The organism is Paenibacillus illinoisensis NBRC 15959, assembly GCF_004000925.1.
GTDB classification, from domain to species: domain Bacteria; phylum Bacillota; class Bacilli; order Paenibacillales; family Paenibacillaceae; genus Paenibacillus; species Paenibacillus illinoisensis.
The window spans coordinates 76,974-99,041 of record NZ_BIME01000008.1 but is presented as its reverse complement, the minus strand read 5'-3'; the positions used below and the strand labels follow the sequence as shown (position 1 = coordinate 99,041).

The window sequence follows — 22,068 nt, the reverse complement described above, 5'->3', positions numbered from 1 at the left end:
CCAGCCGCTGGATACATGATGGAAATCGCGTTTTTTTACGAGTTGAGCCACAGTGGTTCACTCCTTTCCCTTGTCCTAGAATAAGCTGCTATCTTTATCGATCTTGCGTACCACATAGTTGGAGATGATAACCAGTACAAAGCCCACAACCGATTGATACAATCCGGCAGCGGTACTCATGCCAATCTCACCGCTCGTTTTCAAACCGCGATATACATACGTGTCAATGACGTTCGTAACGGAATAGAGCGTACCCGAATCCCTCGGCACTTGATAGAAGAGACCAAAGTCAGCGTAGAAGATCCGGCCCACAGCCAGAAGTGTCATAATCGTGATGATTGGGGATAGCAGTGGGATCGTAATGTTGCGAATTTGCTGCCATTTGCTCGCACCGTCAATCATTGCGGCTTCATAGAGCGAACGGTCAATGCCCAGTATAGATGCCAGATAGACGATACTGTTGTAGCCGATCGTTTTCCAAAGTGCGACGAAAATCAGAATGTACGGCCAATACTTGGCTTCCGAATACCACTGGATGGGTTCCATCCCGAACCAGCCGATGATCTGATTCAACATTCCCCGGTCCATGCTTAGGAAACTGAACACAAAGTAACCTACAATGACCCAGGAGAGGAAATATGGGAGGAACATTCCTGTTTGATATATTTTGGCGAGCCGTTTATTAATAAGTTCCGAGAGTAGAATTGCCAAACCTACGGCGAACACTAACCCCAAGAATATGATGGCGATGTTATACAGAAGTGTATTTCGGGTAATCAGCAGCGCGTCATTGTTGCTGAACAGGAATTTGAAGTTGTCCCAGCCCACCCATTCGCTCTTCGCAAGGCTGGCCCAGAATCCCTCACGACTAAAGCGATATTCCTTGAATGCCGCTACAGTACCCACCAGGGGCAGATAAGAGAAGAAGAAGAACCAGATGGCGCCAGGCAGCACCATGAACAGCATGACTCGGTTTCTTATCAGGTTTTTCAAAAATGCAGTCATTGGGATATCCTCCTTCAAGCTTTAATGAAAAAAAGGATCGGACGCTACATGCAGCCGCCCGATCCTACGAATGTAACCTTACTTATTTTCCGCTCTCCAGGCATCAAGCTGGCTTTGGGCTTCAGCCATTACCTTCTCAAGACCGGCTTGATTGAACTTCTCAATGACCTGATCCAAGTTGGTCGCCGGGTCCAGCGTACCAGTCATCAATGCGGCCCAGTATTGTTCTTTCACGTTTTGTACAGCTGTCAATTCAGTAGAAACGTTGCTTGCATCAAAGTTGAAGCTGAGAATTGGGGAGTTCACGCCTTCAGCATTAAATTTCTTGAACTCATCCCATTTGTTATCCGGATCGTTGTTGTTCAGATAGAGCAGCATGTTGTTACCAAGGGAATACGAAGGCATGTCATAGTTCTTCGATTCAGCCAGGTTTTCCATGTGTGTATCGTCCACTTTTTTGTAGTGAGTGCCCTCGATACCGGAGTCCACCATGTTGCGCAGCACTGGATCCGTATTGAGCAGGTTCAGGAATTCCATTGCTTTTTCCGGATACTCGGAGTTGGCGGAGATCGCCATGATGGATCCTTGTACAGAAGTGTTTGTGATGATTGCATCACTTGCCGGTGTGGAAACGACAGGATATCCATAACTTGCAGACCATTGATTGTCGGCCAGCGGTTGAGTCTGTGCGCGATCCAGGAACCAGTTGCCCGATGTAGTCAGGTCGTTGGTTGATCCTGTTGTTGCTGCCTCTGCAGATACATAGCCAGCTTTGTAATATTTGTTCATCGTTGTGAGCGCTTCCTTCATTTCAGGAGTCTCCAGGATGTTCACGAGCTTGTAATCCGTCGTGTCTAGTTTGATTGCCATAGGCAAATTTTGAATGACATAGTCATAAGGAACGTAAGGGACATAGTTTTTATCCATCGCAAACGGCGTCACACTTGGCTCATTTTCCTTGATTGTTTTGAGCAAAGGTTCAAGACTGTCCAAGGTGCGGATATTGGAGATGTCCAGGTTGTATTTATCGAGCAGTGTTTTGTTGAAACGCCATACCTCTTGCTGCGGCAGTTCTTTGTTGGCTGGAATACCGTAGTTATGACCATCCACTTTGGAACCGCTGAGGAATGCCGGGTCAATCGTGTCCATCAGATCCTTGCCATATTTGGGGAGCAGTTCATCCAATTCCAAGAACGCGCCTTTTCTCGCATTTTGAACATAGTCGAATCCCCCCGAAGAGGTGAACAGAATGTCCATAGGCTCACCGGAAGCCACATTCACCTGCATCTTTTGAGGATAGTCACCCCAATCGACCATTTTCATGGTTACGGTAGCATTGATTTTTTCCTTGGTATACTTGCTGACTTCTTCCATGACCTTGTTCACATCTTTTTGCGGGGTACCGATGGTGTACCAGATTAGTTCGACTGAATCATCTCCAGCCCCGCCGGATTCCGAAGCACTCTCGCTTCCACCGCAGGCACTAAGTACAAGTGTAACGGCCATTAATAATGCCAGGACGAGAGAAAAACTTTTTCTTTTTTTAAGCATTGTTTAGATCCTCCCTTTTCGTTTTCCCTTAAGCACTAACAAACTAACTGCTATAACCTTATCGAATGAAAGCATTTTCAAAAAGAAGATAAACTTAAGTTTTCGGGGTACAAATTAAAGAGATATTCTCCCTGACTCTTGTTTTTGTCCCTGATTTAATAAATCGCTTACATGAAAGAGACATGACGGGTAACATATGGCATTGATCTCTACACATGCCACTGCTGTTCCCGAAATGTCTCTTATACGTTGAGTCCGCAGATCGAATCTTCTCGTCACCGAATTAATTAAAAACCTTGAAATCGGTCGGTGAAATGCCTACATATTTGCGGAATTGCTTATAAAAATATCCTGTCTCCCAATATCCAACGTTTCTTGCGATCTCATGCACCTTCAGATTGGAACTGCGCAGCTGTTCCTTGGCACGCTCGATCCGGTATTTATTGATGTACTCGGCAAAGGTCTCTCCTGTTTCCTTGTGAAACAGCTGTCCAAGATACACGGGATGCAGATGATAATGAGCCCCTAGCAGCTTAAGGGAAAGCTCTTCTGCGTAATGCTTCTCGATATGCTGAAGCACCTGGCTCACAATCGGGTTTTTCAGATCCTGCAGCAGAGATTCGATCGTCTCGCTCCCCACTTGCTGAAGGGCCTGCACCAGTTCGGCAAAGGTACTGCTGTCCAGCACCCGTCTTAACCCCTTTTGGTAAATGACAGACTCATCCGTATGCTTAATGCTCTCCAGCTCCATTTTGAAACGAATAACCAATTCGAGCGCCGTATGCTGCAGTTCCACAGGAGTCATCCCGTCGCGATACTGTTCAAAATCCGTTTGAATTCGTTCTGAAAGCTGTTCGGTATTTCGGGATAACATCAGCTTGGCATATTCCTTCCAGTCGAAGGAGAAACGACTGCCAGCACTGCTTCCCGTTTCAAGAATCGCATGATCGATCACTTTAAGATCCGGGTAGATCATCACATACTGCAGAGCGCGCTTGGCTTCTTTGTAACTCGCGGGTGCCTGATGTATGCCCTTGGCCATGCTCCCCATACCAATATAAACAGACGGGTGTGCTTCAGAGATCTGCCTGGATAAACAGGTGACGCAATCCATAAACATCTGTCTATCGACCTGCTGCTCGTCCACACTCGCGATCATGACGATATCGCCATCCAAATCATGAAAAGTACTCACATAAGGCTTGTCTGCAAGTAGACGCTGCACTTGATCAAATATGCCCGGCTCTTCTCCCTTCGTACGGAGAATGGCAATGCCATAGCATGGACCATCAAGTGTAAGATTCATGAACAGAGAACGCTCTTCGAATTCCGCCGTTGCGATCTGCCCCGTCAACCATCGATGAAGAATGTTGTCCTTCAAAATTTGAATGCCGTAGGCATCATAACTTGTTTTTGCTGGCGCTTGATCCAGCTTGGAGGCCGTGTTTCGCAGCGTTGATTCCAGCTCCTCCACATTGATCGGCTTGAGCAGATAATTTTCGATCCCCAGCTGCATCGCTTCCTTCAAGTATTCGAACTCATTGAACCCGCTGAGAATAATCACTTTAAGGTCAGGCTGGACACGCCTTGCTTCCCGAATCAGATCCAGTCCATTCATGATGGGCATCGAAATATCCGTGATCAGAATGTCGACAGGCTGGGCAGACAGCGCTTGGAGCGCCGCCTGGCCATTGCCGGCATGGTTCACAATTTCCATTCCAAATGAAGACCAATCCACAATCTCGTATAATCCTTCAATGATGAACGGCTCATCGTCCACAATAAACACGTTGTACATGCTAAACACCTGTCCCTTCCGTATGAGGATAACGCACCCTGATCAGGGTCCCTTCTCCAAGCGAACTCTCTATCGTCATTCCAAACTCCGGTCCATACAGGTAGCGCAGACGACTGTGCACACTGCGCAGCCCAAACATTTGTCCTGATTCCTCTGGACGATCGAGCTCTTCACGAATTTCTGCCAATCGGGCAGGATCAATGCCTTTGCCATTATCTCTGACTTCCACCTGCAGCACATCGCCAATCTCCTCCACCACAATGGACAATTTGTTATCCGAGCGTTCCGTCTGGATTCCGTGCACGACATAGTTTTCAATGATCGGCTGCAGGGACAGCTTGACCACAGGATGTTGATTATGCACAGGATCCAATTGAATCGTATAGGTGAAGATATCCTTATAACGGATTCGAAAGAGTTCCAGATATAGACGGCAAGCCTCCATCTCATCCTTCAATGTATAGTTTTTCTTCTGCTGAACAAGGCTCTTGAAGAGCACCGATAAGCTGTAGATCATCTCCCCAACATCCCTTGCCCCCTGGGAAATGGCTCTCATACGAATCACTTCAAGCGTGTTATAGAGAAAATGAGGATTAATTCTGGCCTGCAGAGCAACCAGCTCCGTCTCCTTTTGTTTGATCTCGGCCTTGTACACCCGCTCAATATACAAATTAAGTTCATCCAGCATATCGTTAAAGCTGTGCGAGATCTGCCCCAGCTCATCGTCACGGGTATCGTCAATTCGTGCGCTCAGATTGCCATACTTCACCTTCTGCGTAAATCGGATAATTCTCCGGGTCCGCTTCGCAAAGTTAATGATAAAAAACGCCGGAACGAGCACAGCAAACAGGGTACTTATGATGCTAATTGAAATAATGGTATTCCGAATACCTGCATAGGCCTCAGCCATCTCTTCCACAGGAACCGTGGCTACAATCACATAGCCCTGGTCTGCGGAGACAAACTTGTTTACATACATGTTTTTTTCCTTTTTCATCGAATCCATCTCGGTCTGATCGAATAGCGAATCCGCTACTTCAACATAAGGATACTTCTTGCCGTAATAGTTGCTGCTGGAGTCAAATAACACGTTACCTTTGGCCGACAGTACCACGATTTCTCCCTTAAAGTTGCTCTCATAACTATCAAGCGCATTTCCAATGCCTGCTGAGTCAAAAAAAACGAGGAACTGCCCCAGATTCCGCAGCGTCTGTGTATTGTTGATGGGAACACGAATCGCGTACAGGTCCGGGCTCCATTCATTGATCTCTTTGCGAATCCAGTAGTTGGGTGCACTGATATTAGGCGTCTCCATGGCCATCACGTCTGGAATATAGGAATGGGCAGCACTCGTGTCCAGCTTCTTGAACTGCTTATTGGGGCTGAACATGGACATGTCCTGGCGCTCTGCACTATATAACATCAACTGATGAATGTCCGCATTTCGATCCATAATATTCTGGAAATGTTTCAGTACATCTGCGGAATAGTCATCCTGATTGGCGTAATATCCATTGGTGAGATGCTGGACATAATCTGCATAGGTGTGGCTCATCAGATAGGAGATATTGGCTGACAGCGCCTCGTTCTGATGCATGTCTCTCACCATATTTTGTACGGACTCATACTGCTGATGAATATATCGGTCCACACTTTCCATAGCCGCCTTTTGGATAGCCAGTTCACGACGGATCGTGGAGTCGGACACCGATAGAAAAATGATATACGACAGCGTAATAATCGTCACAATCGAAATCATTGAGAAAATAAGCAGCATTTTCATAAACATATTATTTTTGAAGAAATTATTGTAAACGCTAACAATTTTCAAATCGCAAGTTCCCCCCGATGCGGCTGTCCTGTCTGAATTATATCATTTGCCTTCTGACATTAACTTCTCACCTTGAACTTTTCTTTAGTTTATACCTGCCTTTCTTTAATTTCGCCCTATTTGAAAATGCTTTCATGCTCTATCGTTAACCATAAGTTTATATTTGTGTAAACGAATACCTTACATTCAGTCCACTTGAAGGAGGAACAGCATGACACGCAAACTCAAACCGAAAGGCATCATTCCCAAGGTAACTGCACTGGCCATCACATCAGCTCTGATCGGACAGTTGGTCGCCTCATCTGTATATGCAGGGGATACACTTCCCTACACAGGTGACAGTGCCAAAGGCGCCAATCAGCCCTATCAGCATGGCTACACCTCTGCACAGATTCTGAATTGGACACCCGAGAGTGACATCTATGGAGAACTGCTCCGTGCACATGTACCTTTACAGCCGCGAAATGATGCTTTTGCCGCCACACAGGCCTACCCCGAACTTAGCCCGGATACCCAGCTCTTTACGATGAGTGGTGACTACGGCAATGCGTTCTTCGACAGTACCCCTTATACGAACGAATTCAGCCAGTATCTGTTTAATTATTGGCAATATACAGACTATTACAGCTACTGGCATGGCATGGCTTCTGCCGGAGTGCCGGAAGAGCTGTATGACCCGAACAAGGAGTGGACAGAGCGATATTTCGAGTTCGGTATTCTGAACATTCCGAACCCGGCTTACACCAATGCCGCGCATAAAAACGGCGTTCGTTCCATTGCCAACATTTTCTTCTCTGACAATGACCGTGGTCCTCAAACATACAAGCAGATGCTCGTACAGGATGAAGACGGCAATTTCCCGGTCGCTGTTAAATTGGCCGAGATGGCCAAGTACTACAATTATGATGGATACTTCTTCAATCAGGAAGAGGTAGCGAGGGGCGTTGCCCCTGAAGACATTCCATCCTACAAGAAATTCATGCAATATTTAAGAGATCAGGGTCTCTATGTTCAGTGGTATGACTCAACCATTAATACGACGGGAGAGATTCAATACCAGAATGAGTTTAACGAACTCAACAGCCCATTTGTACAGGATACGGCTCTCGGCAGGGTTTCGGATTCCATTTTCCTGAACTATGTCTGGAACCATGAGATGCTGCAGGATTCACGTGATCATGCCTTCAGCCTTGGCCTGGATCCACTGGAAACCGTCTTTGCCGGCGTTGAAGGCGGCCATGACCGGTTTGGACGGTGGAAACAGCTCTATGACCTACGCAACAATTTGGATGAGAACGGTCAGCCGATGAACAGCATAGCAACGCTGGGTGCAGATTTTACCCACAATGCCCTTGATGAAGAGATGGGCGATGGAAGCACCAATCACAGGGCTGAAGACGAGTATCAGTGGATGACCTTTGTGCGCGATCGTGCCTGGTGGTCTGGACCGAATCAGGACCCTACCGAAGCCCGCCGCAATGCATCGGTTGATCTGTCGGATGTCTACGCTTCCGGCGCCAATTGGGACGGCATAGCCGCCTACCTTACGGAACGTTCCGTCGTTAATGGTTCAAACTTTGCTACGAACTTCAATACCGGACATGGTCTGCAATATTATGAAAACGGAAAGGTATCCAATGATACCGAATGGTCCAACATCAACATCCAGGACATCCCTGTCACCTGGCAGTGGTGGATGGATAGTGAAGGGGATAAGCTGAGTGTTGATTTTGACTATGGCCCAACCTATGAAAAAGGTGCCCGTTACCAGTACGATTCCATTGGGGCCTTCAATGGCGGCAGCTCTCTTGTCGTTAACGGTGAGCTGAACGCGGAGAACTTCCTGCGTCTGTATAAAACGGATCTGTCGGTTAATGCGAAGTCTACATTGGAACTCACTTATAACAAACCATCGAAGAGCGATAAGTCCACCCTGCAAGTCGGTTTAATTCTCGAAGATGATCCATCCCATGTGGTCAAAGTCAATGTTCCGAATTCAGGCAAACAAACGAAAGGCTGGACAACAGCTTCCCTGGATTTGAGTGCCTATGCGGGCCAAAACATTGCGGCTTTCGGACTGGTATTTGACCCAAATGGAAACACAATTGAAGATTATCAGATGAACATCGGTGAAATCCGTATCTTCGATGGATCTGCGGCCAAACCAGATACTCCTACAGGTTTCCACATCGCCAAGTCTCTGACCAATACAGATGAACTCGTTGTGGCATGGGATATGGAAGACTATTCGAAGGTTAAGCAATACAATTTATATGAAAATGGATCTTATGTTGGCGGAATATATGATTCCACCTATTACATCAAATCTTTGAAGAATCGTTCCGGTAAGCTATCTATTCGTGCCGTAGGCGCAGATGGCCGTGAGAGTGAGCCTGCAACCCTGTCCTATAATTTGGATGCAGCCGTTCAGGATATCCAAGTGAAATTTAACAAACAGGGCGACGCCACTGTCAGCTGGAAATACCCTAAGAAAACCAAAGGCAAGGAAGCGATCGAGCTCACCCTGCAAACCGAATATACGAATGAACCTTTCACAAAGACCGTTCAGCTCAAGAAAGGAAAACCTTCAGCTGTCCTGACGGGATTGCCAACGAATGGTGAACAATACGTGCTCAACATTGCCATAGGCAAGCAACAACCGGTCACAGTTACTGGACAACTGGCTGATCATCAGATTACACCATACGCGAAGGAAAAGGTTACGGTAAATGATGGAAAATACACCCTCGCCCTGCCTGATCTGGAGGACTGGTACAAGATCTATGTTTACGAAAATGAAGTACCTCGCGAATTCGGGGTGACTTACGTTACGCAAAAATTTCCGTATATTATCCGGGGAAGAACCAAGCTGAGTGAGATGACCTTCACACCAGCTTCCAGCAGCAGCTCACTGAAGGTCGTTATTGAAGATTATGCGGGTAATAAGGCAACCACCATTTTGAGATAGACGATTTCAGCAAATGAAAGATTAATGCTGTAAGAAAATTAAACCCTAATTAGCAGCAGCCCTTTCCGCTTTCAACAGAAGGCGGAGAGGGCTTAATTCATAGGATGAGATATGTACATGGCGCTATAAGAAACTATTCATACCACCAAATATCAGGCTCAAGACATTAAAATAAATCATCATAAAAGACAAGATAAGAGCGATGGGGAGAATGACTAAGATTCGCATTTTAATTCTTGGAATGAAAATCAGGAGAAGAGTGATCATTATGAAATAGACTCCCATCAGTAATGGGATTAAATAATAATGCGTGTGGATGGGTAAATAGGCATTTCGTAATTCAAAACCTTCTACGAGCAATACGGTAATTGGAAGAGACGCAATTAAATATGAAAATCCTCCAACTCCTCGCGCGTACCAAATCAGATATGCACATATGGGAGATATCACTGCACATAGCCCCCAAAATAAAATAGCTCTTGCTGGGAAGAAGTGCAGAAACAACACGGTATATACATAGTACACGGTAAGCATGGATGCAAAGAAGACAAAAGCTTTGACGGCAGCTAGCTTGGGAGAATAACTGAAAACGGATAATAAAGTTGCAGCGAATACCCAGATTCCGAGACGTCCGCCAATATCGTCAAATAGGGGATTAATCCCCGGAGTATCTACAAGCTTGGCTGCTAATCCTAAAACAACTCCAATAATTGCTGCAGTTGTGACGGAAATGACGGTTTGTTTTGTTGTTGGTCTACTCGCAATTCTTATCCCATCTAACTTGTCCTGTATCCTCATGACTCCCCCCAGTGTTTCAATCTTCTTAATTCAGATGACGACGAAGCATCAATAAAAAACAAGATTAGGTGCATAAGCTTTTACTTAAAATATAATAGTAGAATATTGCAATAAATTCTTCCAGTGTATTTGTAGATAGGCGCAAGCTTGCAAAAAGGCGAGCCTCCTTTAATTAGGGGACTCGCCTTGGGTCTCTTTATAAACAAGAAATTTTATGAAGTTCCTTTTTGCTTGCTCGCCTGCATCTGCTGGGCAAATCGCATCATCTCTTCGAACTCTTCCTCGGATACTCCATCGCTTTCAGCGGCAACATCCTGAACAATCGGGATTTCGGGTTTGGCTTTGGCTCCTTTGCCGTATGTACGGGAACGGGTTCCGGCTGCACCAGCAGCCTGCTTGCCTTTTACCTTGGCCTGGTCACGAATATATTGGACTGCCTTCTCATATGAATTGACCTGCTTCAGCAGCATATTGGAAGCGATCGCTTCAACGAAATTACGGTTAATCCGCTGTTCTCCACCTGACACAAGGAGCTGCATCAAATAATGGATAAGAACATTAATGACTTCACCAGGCAGCTTATAGCTCAGATCAATTTTCTCAAAGATATCGACCAGATTATCCGGTACGGCTCCTGGGAAAAACGTCTGTAAAAGCCGTGTATATGGTTCGTTACGAAGCATCATATTGTATTGGTGAATATCGCATTTGGTTGCAAACTGCGGTGGAACCTCCACATAGTATTCCATCTGCACCACATGTTCCACTGGCGGTTCCCCGGAATCGCTCTGCTGCTCAGGCTCGTCCAGATGCTGCCTCAGGGCGACCACTTTGGCTGCCTGTACGGTTTGCTGTTCCTGACGTTTCTTCGTCTGACGGAACTGCAAGCTTGCCTTATGCTGAAGATCATCCAACATCAGCTGTCCTTGCGGACTGAAGATATCATCCTCATCCAGTAAACGGCACACGTCCTGCACACTCAGATTGAACTTGTTCACCACGTAATTCACAATGCCCAGCTGCTCATGATCAAACCGGAGTTTTTCCACATGACGACGGTTCACCGACTCGCGCGGAAAACGCAAAATAATGTCGGCGTAATTTAACGTAAGCTCTTCCGCCGCGACACTTGTCCCACTCCGCTGTGCGGATGTGGATACTTCCGAGAGCGCCTGCTCCAGCTCGTAATCTATTACATGCGTATTCAGTTCGAATATATCGTAAAAAGGAACCGAGATATTTTCTTTACTCGCTGCAGGATAAGGTGCGTCCCCATTCTCTACTGCCGAAAATCCCGAACGCAGGGAGAGAACAGCAAACTTGCCAATCTTGTCACGAAGCAGCAGTGTCAAATGCTGTGTACGGAAGAATTCTGCCGGTGACAGCGGTGGCTGCAGCTCATATTCATAGATGTAATCATCATTCTCCGGAATGTAAAGGCGTGACGTCTGAAGCAATCCGACCGCTTCCAGCTTGGAAGCCTGCTCCACCAGATACTTGCGGCCCTTCTCACTGGGCTCGAGTCCAAGTGTCATGAACAATTTTCGTTGCTGTTCAAGGGGTGAGTAACCGACCTGTTCACCGGGAAGATGCTGAAACAACAGCCGATACAAGCCAATTGCGAAAGCACCTACCATGGGCTGATATGCCCCGGTAAGCATACGGTCGTCCAGAGCACTAAGTCCAAACTCCCTGTATACGCAGTAGCGATGATGTTCAGTGTAATGCAGCAAATTCTTCATGCGCATGGCTTGATCTCCTTCTCCCCAAAAGTGTGTTTATCTATTCTATCATAAATGCCTGATCTTCAAATGTTCAAAAACAGGTAAAAAGATGGCCTGTTCTCGCTCCGTTTCGTCCTAGGTCGACAGCATTCACGTTTTCGCAGAGTTGCTAGAATACTATAAAAGCTCCAGCCATATAAAACAAGTGAAACTATTTAGAAATGGTTATCCACATGTGTATGCAGCTCAGCGGTTCGTTTATGTCTATTTTCATAACATATGACAAAAAGCCCTCCCTTTGCTCGCGTAAGCGGTTACGAGAAAGGCAGGACTCTTTGTTTCCATTAGCCATGGCAGTCAGGGCAAGATATGAAGCTCATCCGGTTAAAACATTTTATACCCACCCAGTCGAAGTTTGCGAATGGTCCAACCACTGATGATTGCGCCTGCGAGCCCAGCCACACCGGTCAGATAATCGACGATCTGGAACGAGCCCAGATGGGTCATCAGTGAAGCCGTGTGATCCCACAAGGAATACACCACGACAGGCAGGATCACAATGATGAACAGGTAAGAAGGAAACCAGGTAGTCTTCATCAACATATTCAGAATGAAACCGATCCCAAACATCATCACGAAAAATAACACCATTAATACCAGCACAGGTATAAACTGCATCGGGTGACGTTCACCTCTTCTTATGAACTAAGGGCTTATTTTGCATAACTTACTGTATTTTCTTCTCTGGCTAGTAGATAGTGTACCGCAAAAAATGTGGCGAAGCAACGAACTTTCTGGATAAATCCTCCTATATTCATGTTCTCTTCATTTGCCCTTGTGCTCGGTGTTGGGATACAATGTAAACGATATAGTTTTTCTTAACCGTCCCTCATGGGATTTGGAAATATAAACTGCAGGAGGAACAGAACCAATGAACGAAGCTGCATCAACACTGGAGGGCTGGTATGCCCTGCATGACTTCCGCTCAATTAACTGGGCCGCTTGGAAAGCAGCCGATGACGAGGAACGTGCCGTAGCACTGGACGAGCTTCAAGAGTTTTGGAAAGAATGGAAGGATGTCGAAGATTCCTCAAAAGGAAGCACTGTGGTCTATACTGTAGTCGGCCAAAAGGCTGACCTTGTCATGATGCACCTGCGTGAAACACTTGAGGACCTCAAGGCCGTCGAGAACGCGTTCAACAAAACGATGTTTGCACAATACACTACCAAATCGTATTCCTACGTCAGCGTCGTGGAACTGAGCAACTATCTTGGCAAAGAAGGCGAAGATCCGATGCAAAACCCGGAAATCATTGCACGTCTCAAGCCAGTTTTGCCACAGCGTCAGTACATCTGCTTCTACCCAATGAACAAAAAACGCGACTTGGCCGACAACTGGTACATGCTGTCCATGGACGAACGCCGCAGCATGATGCGCAGCCATGGCATGATTGGTCGCAGCTATGCGGGTAAAGTTAAACAGATCATTACCGGATCCGTTGGTTTCGACGATTGGGAGTGGGGCGTTACCCTGTTTGCAGACGATGCACTCCAGTTCAAAAAACTGGTTTACGAAATGCGGTTTGATGAAGTTAGCGCACGTTATGGCGAATTCGGTTCGTTCTATGTGGGAAGCCTGCTGGGCGAAGGTTCGCTGGAAGACATGTTGAAACTGTAAGTAAAACGCAAAGCACCGATGACACTCCCCAAGGGGAGAGTCACCGGTGCTTTTTTTATGGTATTCATTTTATCCAGAAATGTTCAAACTCCGAATTAATCCCGGTCCTCTTCTTCTTCCATTGCCTTAAGCGATTCCAGAAACTCGGCCGTGGCCCGGTCACGATCCCGTCCCTTTTCCTTCAACCGCTCAATTGCAGGCAGGATGAGAATGTCCACTTCCTTTTGCACAATATAAGCCAGGTCATACTGGTTCTGCTCCTCCAGATAACCACCTACCTGCATCAGGGCGTTATAACGATCCAGCTCATCACGCGTAAGCAGGCCGCGAACTTGAACACTGCAATGTCTCATCCAAAAAACCGCCCCTTCTTCAGCACAAGCGGGATTCCACCGATGATGAACAAATACCGGAGATCCACCAGTTTCTTCAGCTGGGCAGCTTTCCAGCCCTTGTATTTTTTACCCCCAACCACAGCAATGGCCTCCCCTTTACCGAGCGAAGCAACCGTTCCCTTGCTGGTAAACACAAAGGGCTGTGGCTGTTTTTTGCGAATGGCAGCGACAACGTTTTTGGCGCAGTTCACACCTTGCTGCATGGCAATCTGGGCTGTTGGTGGATATGGACGTCCTTCCCCGTTAAATACGAGTGAATTGTCACCAATAACATAGACATGCTCATGTCCCGGAGCTCGCAAATATTCGTCCACTTTTACCCGACCGCGCATCACTTCGAGGCCAGCCTGTTCAAGCAGCGCGTTACCGCGGATTCCACCGGTCCATACCACCGTGGCAGCATCAATTTTTTCACCTTCACCCACAATGACACCATCCGGCAAGCATTGCTTGATCGGAACACCGATTTTGAAGGTTACGCCTTTCTTCTTGAGCACATTCATTGCATGCTCTACCAGCTCCGGATCGAAGCCAGGCAGGGCTGAAGGCGCTGCCTCTACATTGTAAATATGCACATTTTTTGGATTAACGTCGAATTCCTTGCACAACTGCGGAATGCGGTCAGCAAGCTCCGCCACAAACTCAACTCCGCTGAAACCTGCTCCGCCCACTACAAAACGAATGCGGTTACGTTTGTTATCGTTTTTGTACATGGCAAACTGATATTCGATATGCTCACGAATGAGTCGTACCGAGTTGATGCTGCGAATGGTCATGGCATGATCCAGCATGCCCGGAATACCGAAGGTCTCCGGTTCACCGCCGAGTCCAATAATCAGATAGTCATAGGATAACGTTCCATCTTCCAAAATGACCTTGCGATCCTGCAGTCGTATCTCCTTCACCGACGACTTGACCAAATCAATCTTGAATTCATCAATCAGCTTGGAAATCGGCACCCTCGCATGCTCAATCGAATCCGTACCGGCTGCTGGCATATGTAGGTGTGTTGTAATATAGTGATAATCATGCCGATTCACCAATGTGACGTCGGCTTCATTATAATTTAATTCCTTCTGCAGCCGCTGGGCTGTTAAAATCCCGCCATAGCCCGCGCCGAGAATGACGATTTTGGGAATGCTGCTCATGTCTTAACCCCTTCCGGTTTCACTCACATCATCTACTTTTACAACATTTTGTATCTTCATTCGGGTATCATACCTTCAGCTGTACTTACTACAAAATATGGATGAGGTCTTATCCATATGACGACAAATGTTAACTTCACGAATTTATTTGAATATTTTGTATGTACATGTCCAATTAAAGTTGTGAAATTATACACAAGAATCAACAAATTACAGGTAATGTCTTCGTTTTACAAATTGGCTTTTATTTAGACAAAAAAACACATAGTACAGGTCAAGAATATCTGTATTTCTGGTAAATATCAAGGTTTTTTTTGTTATCTTTCATAACCTTTCATTTCCAATTTCATCCTATTCTCACCTGATCTTCATCAATTGTTCCCATGTTAGTCCCGTTACCAACTTTGCAACCCAGTTTACACCGTTTATAATGAGAAAGACAGTTCAGCAACAAACGCTGGCTACATGAGGTATCCGGCTACATTATTTCTGTTAACTACCTATTAAAATAAGAAAGGTGTTGTTGATTCTTGACTGCACAAACTGCCGGTCATGACATGACCGATTTACTTATTATTGGTGGCGGCCCTGCAGGTCTGTTCGCCGCATTTTACGGAGGGATGCGTCAGGCATCCGTTACTCTGGTCGAAAGCATGCCACAACTTGGTGGACAATTGGCTGCGCTGTATCCCGAAAAATACATTTATGACGTTGCAGGGTTCCCCAAAGTGACGGCTCAGGAACTGGTAAACAATCTGATTGAGCAGATGAGTCACTTTAACCCGAATATTCGTCTTGAGGAAAAAGTAGTATCCGTTGAAAAACTGGACGAGCGTCATTTCATCGTCAAAACCGATGTGAACGAATATCATGCCAAAGCAGTAATCATCACTGCCGGTGTTGGTGCTTTCGAACCACGTCGCCTGGAACTTGAAGGTGCAGCCAAGTTCGAAAAATCAAACCTGCATTACTTCATCAGTGATCTGAACGCTTTTGCCGGCAAAAAAGTACTGATCAGTGGTGGCGGTGACTCTGCCGTAGACTGGGCACTTATGCTGGAGCCAATCGCAGAACAAGTAACCCTGATCCACCGTCGTGACAAATTCCGTGCACATGAGCACAGTGTGGAGAACCTGATGAACTCCAAAGTCAACGTGGTTACACCTACGGAGATTACAGAACTGCACGGGGATGAAGCTATTACCAAAGTCACGCTGTCACACGTCAAAACCAAAGAAACACAAGAAATTGACGTTGATGCCGTGATCGTCAACTTTGGATTTGTATCATCGCTCGGGCCCATTGCCGAGTGGGGGATCGAAATTGATAGCAACTCCATCGTTGTTGACTCCCGTATGGAAACATCCATTCCAGGCATTTTTGCCGCCGGGGATATTACAACATACCCAGGCAAGCTGAAGCTGATCGCTGTTGGGTTTGGTGAAGCACCAACCGCTGTTAACAACGCGAAGGTTTACTTCGATCCGGATGCAAAGTTGTCCCCAGGACACAGCAGCAACATGAAACGATAGTTTTACGCGAATCACATAAAAGGTACAAAAAAGGGTATCTTACTCCTGAACATTCAATATCAGGAGGGATACCCTTGTCTTATATATGCCCGCTGTGTAACGGTCTGGTTGTACCGGAGCAGGCTTGTCCCCACTGCCTTCAGGGACTGTCAGAATGCGGCAAATTGGACGATTACACCGGACCGTACAGCCCCTATTCGTTACAGACTTCCATGATAGAGGAAGACGGAAACGAAAACGGTTGCATGCATATGTTGTACTGTCACCATTGTCATACCAGCACCCTCTGGTCTGTAGCACAATGGGACATGTCCGGAAACCTGTAACATTGCCTGCAATGAGGATCTCTAGTGAAGAATGGCAGATACGTCGGTACCCAGTTTGCGCTTATGGATTTCTGCCAATAGCAGCGCGATGAAATCTCTCTCGAGATTAAGCTCAATCGCCTTATGGTAGGAATCCAATAACATCTCATCGGATAACATAGCCATTTCCCGCCACAACCTTTCCTTTTTTTTCCTCAAAACTATCATATCAGAGATTTATAAAGAGAACAAGCGTTCTGTTATCCACAAGGTTTTGTGGAAATCCTGTGCATAGGTTGTTGATAAATGGTAAAAATGTTGATTAAGCAACGTGGATAATGTGGATATTACTTATGCACAGGATCGTAACGTTTCTATTAGAACGAATGTGAGAGAATTTTTTTTAGCTTCAACTCATAGTTTTAAGACTTATTCCGTGTAAATTACCCAATTTGTTTTTATTTCAAACGTTTTCCAAAATATTTTCTCTATATGTTTATCGGTGTAATCTTGGTTTTTTTTATATTTTTTCACTTTTTTATTGAGGTCTGGTGTTCACTTCTAGAATCCATATCTTCCCGGAGTGATCGAGCCCATAATCGAAACCGAGTTGACCTACACCTGGAAATTGCCTTTCCATAATCTGAGTGCATGTCAACGTCAATGAACGCATTTCCCGGCGTTTGTGTCTGGTGGATATATGAGGGAGTGATAAACTAAGGGCCCTTCTGCCTTGCAGCATCGTCCCGCCTTTGCTCAGATTGGTTACGCACAATCCGGGACGAGCCAAACGCCCTACCATGGAACGGAAAACCCAGCCTCGCTCGGTTTTGACGACTTTTACCCTGTAATCCACAGGTCTGCCCTGTATCATTGCCAAATGAATTCCCTGCTGGATCAGATATCTCCGTCTAACTTTAATCCGTACCAGCGAGCGATACATCTGGCCGTAGTTGGTAAATGTACGTGTAACTTTCATATGCGTATAGCGGTAGTTCCCTCCGCTTGTGGATACCCTGATAACACCATAACCTCCGCCACCGACTATAGGTTTGATATACACCATTCCATAACGGCTGAGCATGTGCAGCAGATTTCTCGAATTAAATGCCATCGTCTGCGGGATATGGACAGCTGCTACCGGATATTTCATCAGTGCTGCAGTCTTCAGCCATTTGCTTGCAAGCTGTCTTGACATGGGTTGATCTCCTTTCCTGAACAATGGTCCTTCCATATACATACTCAACAGAAGCCGTCCCCTCTTGGATGTCTGTCCAAGGCAGTTGCCCCTTTTCCGTAAGAAGTGTCTATAGGCTTGTTTATAGAAAGGCACACACGCCTGGTTTACTTTTCAAACGCATCAATCTGTCGTATGCTACTAAGGAATGTAATGGAAAGGCTTAAATAAGAGGATCTAAGGAGCGTTCAGAAAATATGGAAGCATTTTTCAAATCACTGTATGGCGTAGCCTATGTCGCAATGTCTATCGTGCTGGTCGCCGTCACAGTACTTCTTTTCGTTACAGGTATTCGGCTGTTTATGAAGAAACGCAATCGCGGTTTTGCCGTAAGCTGCATACTGTTTGCCTGTTTCATCGTCTTCATTATTGTGGTAATGCTGACCACGCCCTTCTCCTCCACCCCTCCAGGTTCACCGGAAGCCATGGCTGCCCTGCTGCAACTTGGGTAGAATACCTGTCTAGAAGGAGATGCATATGAACTCAAAAGGAACTCTCGGCATTATCGATATTGGCTCCAACTCCATTCGTCTCGTCATTTACGAACTGGATCATGAAGGAGCCTACCGGATCATTCATGAAGATAAATATGCTGCGCGCCTCAGCAACGTGGTTGAAGAGGATGGCCAGATCCTGCGCCATTCGCTGGAACAGGCCATCACCGTCTTGCAACAATTCAAGGCTACTTGTGACGCATTCCAAACGAAAGTCATTCGTGCTGCGGCTACAGCTGCCATTCGCAATGCACGCAACGCTGCTCAGATCATTGGCTGGCTTGAAGAGGAGACCGGACTTGAGATTGAATGTGCATCCGGAGATCAGGAAGCGTATTACGGCTTTCTTGGGGTTATTCAGTCCATTGATCTGCAGGATGGCTATGTCGTGGATATCGGTGGCGGCAGTACGGAAGTAACCGTATTCCGGGATCGCAAAAGACTCCACAGTATCTCACTGCCCATTGGTGCCGTAAACTCGCATGCCAGGTATGGCGGGGAGGATTCCTGGTCTGAAGCAAATGTTGCTGCGCTGTGCAATGATGTCATTCAGGCATTGAAAGATCAGGATTGGGTCCGTCAGCATCCAGGTCTTCCGCTCATCGGTCTTGGAGGTACCATGCGTACTCTGGCCAAAATTGAGCAAAAAAGAACACAATACTCGTTACCTGTAACCCACCACTACGAGATCAGTGCTTCAGCCATGGAGAACCTGGCCAAATCACTGCCTTATCTGACATCAGGTCAGCGCAAAAAGGTGCCTGGCCTGGCGAAGGATCGTGCTGACATCATTGTGCCCGGTGTTCTGATTCTCAGAACGGTCTTCGACATTCTTCAGGGAGATCGTTATGTCGTAAGCGGAGCGGGATTGCGTGACGGGATTTTGCGTGATCTGATGGCCCCGCACCGGCCAGCCTCTCCTACTGCACTGGAGGACAGCATCCGCAACTTCATTCATTTTGGCCCGCCAGTTCCCGAGAAGAAGCTGAAACGAATCCATCAGGATGCAACCGTGCTCTATGAGGCATTGGATGGGGACGCACCCAAACCAGCAGATGCACGAATCCTGTATACCGCCTGCATGCTTCATGGGGCAGGAAAACAGATCAATTATTTCCGTTATCCCCAGCACTCGGCGTATTGGATTATGAATGCGGGCATATATGGACTTTCCCACCGGGAGACCGTGCTGACAGCTATCGCAGCCGATTATCATCCCAAAAAAAGAACGCCCCAGCTGCTGAATAAGCACCGGGACATTCTGAAGGATTCGGATGAACGGCACGCTCACCGATTGGGCTCCATCTTGCGCATAGCCGAGGCCATTCATCGTTCGGAGCGAATCTCTGCGATACGTGTAACCAAAGAAAACGGCTCGCTGCAGATCAAACTCATCTGCTCAGCCGAGCCGTTACTGGAAATGCATGGCCTGGAAGAGGCCGCCAAGGATCTGGAAGAAGCTTGGGACGTTAAGTTGACATACTCCACTCTGCAGGCTTCCAAGGAATAATGCCCATTGCCTCCGTCTGACTTCTCAGCGGGGGCTTTTCGTTTTCCACAAAGACATAATTGCCGCTAGGCATCAATTCCCTTGCCTTCACATTGTCATTCAGGGACAGATTCAGGATGTCGACAAGCATCTTTTTGAGTGACGGATCAAATACCGGGCACATCAGCTCAATTCTCCGTTTCAGATTCCGGGTCATCCAGTCTGCACTGGAGATATATACATCCGGGTTCCCGCTATTCTCAAAGTAAAACAGGCGAGAGTGCTCCAAAAATCGATCCACGATACTGATCACCCGAATATTTTCGCTGAGTCCCTCAACACCTGGGCGAAGGCAGCACACCCCGCGGACAATTAAATCGATCTGTACACCTGCCTGGGATGCAACATATAATTCATCAATCATATCCTGGTGAGATAACGAGTTGATTTTGGCAATAATGCGGGCCCGTTTCCCCTTAAGCGCATGCTCTGTCTCCCTCCGTATGAGTGAAAACAGTTCATCCTTCATGCCATCCGGAGCAACGCGGAAAGCCTGCATGGCCTTCGGTCCCGAATAACCGGTTATTTCATTAAAGAGCTCCGATGCATCTTCACCAATGATCGGATTGGAGGTGAACAGTCCTACGTCTGTGTACACCTTCGCCGTACTCTCGTTATAGTTACCTGTTCCAACGTGCACATAACGTCTTAAGCCATTCTGTTCCCTGCGCACAACAAGAATAATTTTTGCATGGGTCTTCAAACCAACCAAACCATATACAACGTGGCAGCCTGCCTTTTCCAGCTTGCGCGCCCACGCAATGTTGCGTTCTTCATCAAAGCGTGCCTTCAACTCCACCACAACGGTCACTTGTTTGCCACTCTCTGCTGCATGAGCCAAGGCCGGGATGAGACGTGAATCCCCGTTTACCCGGTACAATGTCATTTTAATAGCCATGACTCGAGGATCTTCCGATGCCTCAAGGACAAAATCAGTGACTGGTTCGAATGATTCATAAGGATGATGAACAAGTACGTCCCGTTTGCGCAGCAGTTCAAAATGGCTCTCCCGCGGTAAAAATTCCGGTGGATACACCGGCTGAACCGGACTATATTTCAAATGAGAAAAGCCTTCGATACTCTCTACAAATCCAGCCAGGAAACTCAGATCGAGCGGACCATCGATCTCATATACTGGATCCTGGATCTCGAATTCTTCCTGCAGCTCGAGCAGAGCATCCGAACGAAAGTCCTTGCATACTTCAAGCCGCACTGGAGCTCCCCGGCGTCGGCGCCGCAGTTCCTTCTCAATCGCTTCCAGCAAATCTTCCGCTTCCTCTTCATTAATGAAAAGGTCCGCGTTACGGGTTAGCCTGAATTCCTGGACAGCCAGCGGAATATATCCGCTAAACAGGGTATGTGTATGATGTTTAATCAAATCTTCTATTAATATGAATGTTTTCTTTTTGCTGTTTGCACGCAGAGGTACCGGAACGACACGCGGCAGATTCGAGGGGACCTGAACAATCGCAAAAAACGGGTCATCCTCCTGTTCTTCTTCCTTCTGAAGCATCACGGCGAGATAGACCGATTTATTATGCACCAGTGGAAATGGTCGGCTCTGATCCACGGCCATGGGTGTCAATACAGGGAAAATAATATCATGAAAATATTGATCCATTGCCCGTTGCTGTGTTCCATTAAGCTCGTTATACTCTTGTAGAACAACTCCCTTTTTGGCGAGCAGGCGAATCAATTCCCGATAGGTTTTATATTGCTCAGCCACCATGGCACCTGTTCGTTTGATCAATCTCCGATATAAACCGGACGGGGTGTATCCTGTGAAATCCTTTTGGGTAAATCCTGCTTTAATTTTCTCTTTTGTCTCTGCTACCCTTACACTCATGAACTCGTCCAGATTACTGGCTACAATTCCGAGAAATCTCAACCGTTCCAATAGAGGTGTGGTAGAATCCTGCGCCTCCTGAAGCACACGACGATTAAATTCAACCCAGCTTAAGTCACGGTTAACATAGTTGCCTGTTTTAATATCTCTATGCATGTATGGCCTCCGAATGTGTTGCATATCAATCCTTGTTTAGTTGGTTCTACTAT

General features: G+C 46.6%; 18 protein-coding genes. 6 read left to right on the top strand and 12 right to left on the bottom strand.

What is annotated here, in order from left to right; all coding sequences use genetic code 11:
- Positions 1-75: 75 nt before the first annotated feature.
- The 4 genes from PIL01S_RS19330 to PIL01S_RS19315 all read right to left on the bottom strand — a co-directional run bounded on the left by PIL01S_RS19330 (position 76) and on the right by PIL01S_RS19315 (position 6,185).
- A complete protein-coding gene (locus PIL01S_RS19330) occupies positions 76-1,005 on the bottom strand; it encodes an ABC transporter permease (protein WP_127538936.1) in 930 nt (309 codons plus the stop codon).
- Positions 1,006-1,083: 78 nt separating this feature from the next.
- The gene (locus tag PIL01S_RS19325; protein WP_127538935.1) at positions 1,084-2,556 is read right to left on the bottom strand and encodes an ABC transporter substrate-binding protein; all 1,473 of its coding nucleotides are present in this window, start codon (positions 2,554-2,556) and stop codon (positions 1,084-1,086) included.
- A gap of 283 nt (positions 2,557-2,839) precedes the next feature.
- A complete protein-coding gene (locus tag PIL01S_RS19320; RefSeq protein WP_127538934.1) occupies positions 2,840-4,354 on the bottom strand; it encodes a response regulator transcription factor in 1,515 nt (504 codons plus the stop codon).
- Between the two features lies 1 nt (position 4,355).
- Positions 4,356-6,185 (bottom strand): sensor histidine kinase, encoded by a 1,830-nt coding sequence (locus PIL01S_RS19315; RefSeq protein ID WP_164764281.1) that lies wholly within the window; start codon positions 6,183-6,185, stop codon positions 4,356-4,358.
- A 211-nt stretch (positions 6,186-6,396) separates the two neighbouring features.
- On the opposite strand from PIL01S_RS19315, the gene PIL01S_RS19310 reads away from it, so the two are divergent.
- Positions 6,397-9,153, top strand: a complete 2,757-nt coding sequence (locus PIL01S_RS19310; RefSeq protein WP_127538933.1) for an endo-beta-N-acetylglucosaminidase — start codon at positions 6,397-6,399, stop codon at positions 9,151-9,153.
- A gap of 123 nt (positions 9,154-9,276) precedes the next feature.
- Here the strand turns inward: PIL01S_RS19310 and PIL01S_RS19305 are convergent, their stop codons facing one another.
- The 3 genes from PIL01S_RS19305 to PIL01S_RS19295 all read right to left on the bottom strand — a co-directional run bounded on the left by PIL01S_RS19305 (position 9,277) and on the right by PIL01S_RS19295 (position 12,353).
- Positions 9,277-9,951, bottom strand: coding sequence for a hypothetical protein (locus PIL01S_RS19305; protein WP_127538932.1), 675 nt, complete (start codon positions 9,949-9,951; stop codon positions 9,277-9,279).
- A gap of 212 nt (positions 9,952-10,163) precedes the next feature.
- Positions 10,164-11,699, bottom strand: a complete 1,536-nt coding sequence (locus PIL01S_RS19300) for a replication initiation and membrane attachment family protein (RefSeq protein WP_095361280.1) — start codon at positions 11,697-11,699, stop codon at positions 10,164-10,166.
- A 360-nt stretch (positions 11,700-12,059) separates the two neighbouring features.
- On the bottom strand, positions 12,060-12,353 hold the full coding sequence (locus PIL01S_RS19295) for a YuiB family protein (RefSeq protein WP_095292079.1): 294 nt from the start codon (positions 12,351-12,353) through the stop codon (positions 12,060-12,062).
- A 253-nt stretch (positions 12,354-12,606) separates the two neighbouring features.
- On the opposite strand from PIL01S_RS19295, the gene hemQ reads away from it, so the two are divergent.
- Entirely contained in the window at positions 12,607-13,353 is a 747-nt protein-coding gene (gene hemQ / locus PIL01S_RS19290; protein WP_127538931.1) for a hydrogen peroxide-dependent heme synthase, read from the top strand.
- A gap of 95 nt (positions 13,354-13,448) precedes the next feature.
- On the opposite strand, the gene PIL01S_RS19285 is transcribed toward hemQ, so the two are convergent.
- Positions 13,449-13,706, bottom strand: a complete 258-nt coding sequence (locus tag PIL01S_RS19285; RefSeq protein WP_095361278.1) for a hypothetical protein — start codon at positions 13,704-13,706, stop codon at positions 13,449-13,451.
- Positions 13,703-14,896 carry an NAD(P)/FAD-dependent oxidoreductase gene (locus PIL01S_RS19280; RefSeq protein WP_095361277.1) on the bottom strand — a complete coding sequence of 398 codons (1,194 nt, stop codon included), beginning with the start codon at positions 14,894-14,896 and terminating at the stop codon, positions 13,703-13,705. The genes PIL01S_RS19285 and PIL01S_RS19280 overlap by 4 nt, the downstream gene beginning before the upstream one ends.
- Positions 14,897-15,453: 557 nt before the next feature.
- Between PIL01S_RS19280 and PIL01S_RS19275 the strand changes: the two genes are divergently transcribed.
- Together PIL01S_RS19275 and PIL01S_RS19270 are read left to right on the top strand one after the other, a co-directional pair.
- A complete protein-coding gene (locus PIL01S_RS19275) occupies positions 15,454-16,428 on the top strand; it encodes an NAD(P)/FAD-dependent oxidoreductase (RefSeq protein ID WP_218029840.1) in 975 nt (324 codons plus the stop codon).
- Between the two features lie 74 nt (positions 16,429-16,502).
- Positions 16,503-16,754, top strand: a complete 252-nt coding sequence (locus tag PIL01S_RS19270; protein ID WP_127538929.1) for a hypothetical protein — start codon at positions 16,503-16,505, stop codon at positions 16,752-16,754.
- Between the two features lie 21 nt (positions 16,755-16,775).
- On the opposite strand, the gene sda is transcribed toward PIL01S_RS19270, so the two are convergent.
- Positions 16,776-16,919 (bottom strand): sporulation histidine kinase inhibitor Sda, encoded by a 144-nt coding sequence (sda, locus tag PIL01S_RS19265; protein WP_017692430.1) that lies wholly within the window; start codon positions 16,917-16,919, stop codon positions 16,776-16,778.
- A 352-nt stretch (positions 16,920-17,271) separates the two neighbouring features.
- Positions 17,272-17,931 (bottom strand): YheC/YheD family protein, encoded by a 660-nt coding sequence (locus PIL01S_RS19260; protein WP_127538928.1) that lies wholly within the window; start codon positions 17,929-17,931, stop codon positions 17,272-17,274.
- A 236-nt stretch (positions 17,932-18,167) separates the two neighbouring features.
- Between PIL01S_RS19260 and PIL01S_RS19255 the strand changes: the two genes are divergently transcribed.
- Both PIL01S_RS19255 and PIL01S_RS19250 read left to right on the top strand, forming a co-directional pair.
- On the top strand, positions 18,168-18,422 hold the full coding sequence (locus PIL01S_RS19255; protein WP_127538927.1) for a hypothetical protein: 255 nt from the start codon (positions 18,168-18,170) through the stop codon (positions 18,420-18,422).
- A 25-nt stretch (positions 18,423-18,447) separates the two neighbouring features.
- On the top strand, positions 18,448-19,974 hold the full coding sequence (locus PIL01S_RS19250) for a Ppx/GppA phosphatase family protein (protein WP_127538926.1): 1,527 nt from the start codon (positions 18,448-18,450) through the stop codon (positions 19,972-19,974).
- Here the strand turns inward: PIL01S_RS19250 and ppk1 are convergent.
- Positions 19,934-22,015 carry a polyphosphate kinase 1 gene (gene ppk1, locus PIL01S_RS19245; RefSeq protein WP_127538925.1) on the bottom strand — a complete coding sequence of 694 codons (2,082 nt, stop codon included), beginning with the start codon at positions 22,013-22,015 and terminating at the stop codon, positions 19,934-19,936. The genes PIL01S_RS19250 and ppk1 overlap by 41 nt on opposite strands.
- Positions 22,016-22,068: the final 53 nt, after the last annotated feature.

What these genes read in the sequence shown, in the direction of transcription:
- PIL01S_RS19330 (WP_127538936.1), bottom strand. Translation starts at nt 1,005, where the DNA reads ATGACTGCATTTTTGAAAAACCTGATAAGAAACCGAGTCATGCTGTTC.
- PIL01S_RS19325 (WP_127538935.1), bottom strand. Translation starts at nt 2,556, where the DNA reads ATGCTTAAAAAAAGAAAAAGTTTTTCTCTCGTCCTGGCATTATTAATG.
- PIL01S_RS19320 (WP_127538934.1), bottom strand. Translation starts at nt 4,354, where the DNA reads ATGTACAACGTGTTTATTGTGGACGATGAGCCGTTCATCATTGAAGGA.
- PIL01S_RS19310 (WP_127538933.1), top strand. Translation starts at nt 6,397, where the DNA reads ATGACACGCAAACTCAAACCGAAAGGCATCATTCCCAAGGTAACTGCA.
- PIL01S_RS19305 (WP_127538932.1), bottom strand. Translation starts at nt 9,951, where the DNA reads ATGAGGATACAGGACAAGTTAGATGGGATAAGAATTGCGAGTAGACCA.
- PIL01S_RS19300 (WP_095361280.1), bottom strand. Translation starts at nt 11,699, where the DNA reads ATGCGCATGAAGAATTTGCTGCATTACACTGAACATCATCGCTACTGC.
- PIL01S_RS19295 (WP_095292079.1), bottom strand. Translation starts at nt 12,353, where the DNA reads ATGCAGTTTATACCTGTGCTGGTATTAATGGTGTTATTTTTCGTGATG.
- hemQ (WP_127538931.1), top strand. Translation starts at nt 12,607, where the DNA reads ATGAACGAAGCTGCATCAACACTGGAGGGCTGGTATGCCCTGCATGAC.
- PIL01S_RS19285 (WP_095361278.1), bottom strand. Translation starts at nt 13,706, where the DNA reads ATGAGACATTGCAGTGTTCAAGTTCGCGGCCTGCTTACGCGTGATGAG.
- PIL01S_RS19280 (WP_095361277.1), bottom strand. Translation starts at nt 14,896, where the DNA reads ATGAGCAGCATTCCCAAAATCGTCATTCTCGGCGCGGGCTATGGCGGG.
- PIL01S_RS19275 (WP_218029840.1), top strand. Translation starts at nt 15,454, where the DNA reads ATGACCGATTTACTTATTATTGGTGGCGGCCCTGCAGGTCTGTTCGCC.
- sda (WP_017692430.1), bottom strand. Translation starts at nt 16,919, where the DNA reads ATGGCTATGTTATCCGATGAGATGTTATTGGATTCCTACCATAAGGCG.
- PIL01S_RS19260 (WP_127538928.1), bottom strand. Translation starts at nt 17,931, where the DNA reads ATGTCAAGACAGCTTGCAAGCAAATGGCTGAAGACTGCAGCACTGATG.
- PIL01S_RS19255 (WP_127538927.1), top strand. Translation starts at nt 18,168, where the DNA reads ATGGAAGCATTTTTCAAATCACTGTATGGCGTAGCCTATGTCGCAATG.
- PIL01S_RS19250 (WP_127538926.1), top strand. Translation starts at nt 18,448, where the DNA reads ATGAACTCAAAAGGAACTCTCGGCATTATCGATATTGGCTCCAACTCC.
- ppk1 (WP_127538925.1), bottom strand. Translation starts at nt 22,015, where the DNA reads ATGCATAGAGATATTAAAACAGGCAACTATGTTAACCGTGACTTAAGC.